This window comes from Vibrio sp. V43_P6S15P86, assembly GCF_009904725.1.
Classification (GTDB): Bacteria; Pseudomonadota; Gammaproteobacteria; order Enterobacterales; family Vibrionaceae; genus Vibrio; species Vibrio diabolicus.
Genome location: NZ_WXWT01000148.1, coordinates 1 through 2,696, shown reverse-complemented (window position 1 = coordinate 2,696; position 2,696 = coordinate 1). Strand labels below are relative to the sequence as shown.

Genomic DNA, 2,696 nt, shown 5'->3' with positions numbered 1-2,696 from the left:
GGTTTCCAATAGTGCAATCTGCAATTAACTTATTACTGAGTATGAGTTCGTTTAGTTTTTAACAAAAAGCTGATATCAAAATTATCTTTTAATATCAGCAAATTGGTAGTTTTTTGCGTAACCCCGAGAATGAAGATTGGAAACATGCCAGACGCAATGCCCTCTAGCCCTAACATTTACAAAACGATATTTTGCGTGAGCCTGATTACATGTTCACTTTTTTGTATTGTGTTATTGGCTTTACTCGTATGTTTGCCATCCCCATCGTTGCTATCCTATCTCGGCTATGCTGACTCTGTTGCAATTGCTAATGCTGATAATATTCATGATCCATTTACATCTCATATTGTTGGTGAATTAGTTAAAAGCGGGACGCTTATCAGCCTCAAAGATGTGTGGTCATTTCAAACTGGCTTTTATCAAACAATAATCACTTTTCTTATAGCTATCAATGCTCTCATTGCTGCAATATCAGTAATTTACATAAAAAGCACTTCGGAAGAAAAAGCTGAAGAAATTACGAAAAAGTATATGCATAGCAATACATTTAATTACATATTAAATGAAAAGGTTGAGAATGAAGCAGAGTCTCGGCTTAGAATTGTACAAAGCGATCTAAACGCTACAGCTGGTGATTTTGAAAGATCACTAGGGACTGTAGACGACGCTCTTGAACGATTAGAACTTTTAGAAACAGAAAATCAGACTTTACGCCAACAAATAAAAGTCATTTCGGAACGTGTTGCTGAGTTAGACACATCCGAATCAGCAGGCAAAGAAGCTCTACTAGTCAGAAAGGAATAACAGATGGCATTCGTTAGAAAAGCGGCTAGAAAAACTCAAGCTACTACAGAATTTGAAGAATTATCTACTCCTGAACATCTAATAGCACTAGCTGAAGACAAAGGGGTAGATACCGATCCAATTAATGTATCTGAATTGGCTAGACAATTAGGGATAATGGTTAGGTATGAGCCAATGCAAGATGAAGAGTCGGGTTCACTAAAAAAAGAGAAAAAATCAGGTAACTGGGTGATGACTGTCAATTCATTACATCATCCCCATAGACAAAGGTTTACGATAGCTCACGAAATTGCACATCGTATTCGACATGCGGCGAACAGTGATAGTTTTGAAGATACAACTTTTTTTAGAAACGGCGAGACAAACTGGATGGAAGCTGAAGCAAATGATTTTGCTGCGTCATTGCTGATGCCTAAAGAAGCTTTCGACAATTTCGTTACTAACGTATCGTCAAAGGTAGAAGATGTTGCTATGCACTTTCAAGTTTCTTCTCATGCAGTTCGAATTAGGGCTAAAGTTCTAGGTTATGATGGGCATAATCTATGAGTGATTTTATCTATTTTCCGATAATCAAGACTAGAGATGGTGAACTTCGTTGTTTTGAGCATATCAATGATGATGACTTTTCAAAAATCCTGCCTATTTACGAACTAACTAAATCGAGAAAAACGAAAAAAGCGCCTGATGGTGATATCTATCGCCGAATGAAGCAAATTGCAGAAATTCAAGGAAAGAGACCGTTCATACTGGATTTAAGTACAAATGAAAAGTATATCAACCCACAGATAGAACAACTGTTATCGGAACACAATGGTTTTAAGGAGTGGCAGTATTTTCTTTTTGATCTTCATTGTGAACTAAACATAATACCTATGGTACATTTGTATGAAGATGATGATGGTAGATTTGACGATGTTGAAGAGTTTGTAAGAAATGCATCTGCTAAAGCTAATTTTCTTGCTGTTAGACTACCATATGATCTAAGTGATGAAGAAGTTGAATATTATCTAACGCCTATAGCAAACAACTTAAGTAAAAACTGTAAACTGTATGTAATTCTTGATGCAGAGTTCGTAAGAATGAAAGCTGTGAATGATGTGGTAGATACTTTTCTTGAGGCGTGTTCTGGTACAGAGTCATTTACAGACAAAATCGAAGATGTTGTCATGCTTTGCTCAAGTTTCCCTTCAAATGTTGCTCAGACTGGTGGGGAAGACGTTGCAGGAAAATTTAGGATTTGCGAAGAAGACATATATCAAGGTATCAGTGAAGAATTTCCAATTAAATATGGAGACTACGCTTCAATTAATACAGAGCAAATTGAAATGAAAGGTGGCACCTTTGTTCCTAGAGTAGATGTAGCAACTTTGGATGGGAAGTCATTTACTTATAAAAGGTATCGTCGAAATAATGGGGGATACGTAAAAGCAGCGCAGCACACGCTTGCAGATACGACATCATATACCTCACTCGGAGTATGGGCTGATGAAGAGATAGCTGCGGCAGCGAATGAAAACCCATCGGGTATCAGTCCTGCATTTTGGATATCAGTACGTATGAATTACTACATCAAAAGTCGGCTATTATTGAGAGAATCAAACGATTCTTCGCTTTAGCAAGGATGGCGCTTTTTTTGTAATTGTATAGATGTCATCTGAAGTCAAATGCTGAGTGGTTTCTTGTTTCAACAGTTTAGATGCCACTCCATATCTGTCATTAAATTCGTGTCTTGATAGTATCCTTAGTGACTCAACTGTATTGTTTTTTGATACAAATTCACATAGCTCATGCTTTGATCTCAAGTGATTTCCTTTTGCTAAAGTCATTAACTTTGGAACACTTAATGCGCTGGATAGTACTTTTTTATCATGGCGTTTGAACTGCTTAGATTG

3 protein-coding genes and 1 pseudogene are annotated in these 2,696 nt (G+C 36.9%); 3 read left to right on the top strand and 1 reads right to left on the bottom strand.

The features are described from left to right. Positions 1-144: 144 nt before the first annotated feature. From CAG69_RS06425 to CAG69_RS06415, 3 genes are read left to right on the top strand one after another with little or no spacing between them, the layout of a single operon-like run. Positions 145-804, top strand: coding sequence for a phosphohydrolase (locus CAG69_RS06425; RefSeq protein WP_161443262.1), 660 nt, complete (start codon positions 145-147; stop codon positions 802-804). A 3-nt stretch (positions 805-807) separates the two neighbouring features. Further along, entirely contained in the window at positions 808-1,350 is a 543-nt protein-coding gene (locus tag CAG69_RS06420; protein WP_161443260.1) for an ImmA/IrrE family metallo-endopeptidase, read from the top strand. Continuing rightward, positions 1,347-2,420, top strand: coding sequence for a beta family protein (locus CAG69_RS06415; protein ID WP_161443258.1), 1,074 nt, complete (start codon positions 1,347-1,349; stop codon positions 2,418-2,420). Before CAG69_RS06420 ends, CAG69_RS06415 begins: the two co-directional genes overlap by 4 nt. Here CAG69_RS06415 and CAG69_RS22460 read toward each other — a convergent pair. Next, a pseudogene (locus CAG69_RS22460) lies at positions 2,400-2,696 on the bottom strand (sce7726 family protein); the annotation flags it as partial. The gene CAG69_RS06415 and the pseudogene CAG69_RS22460 overlap by 21 nt on opposite strands.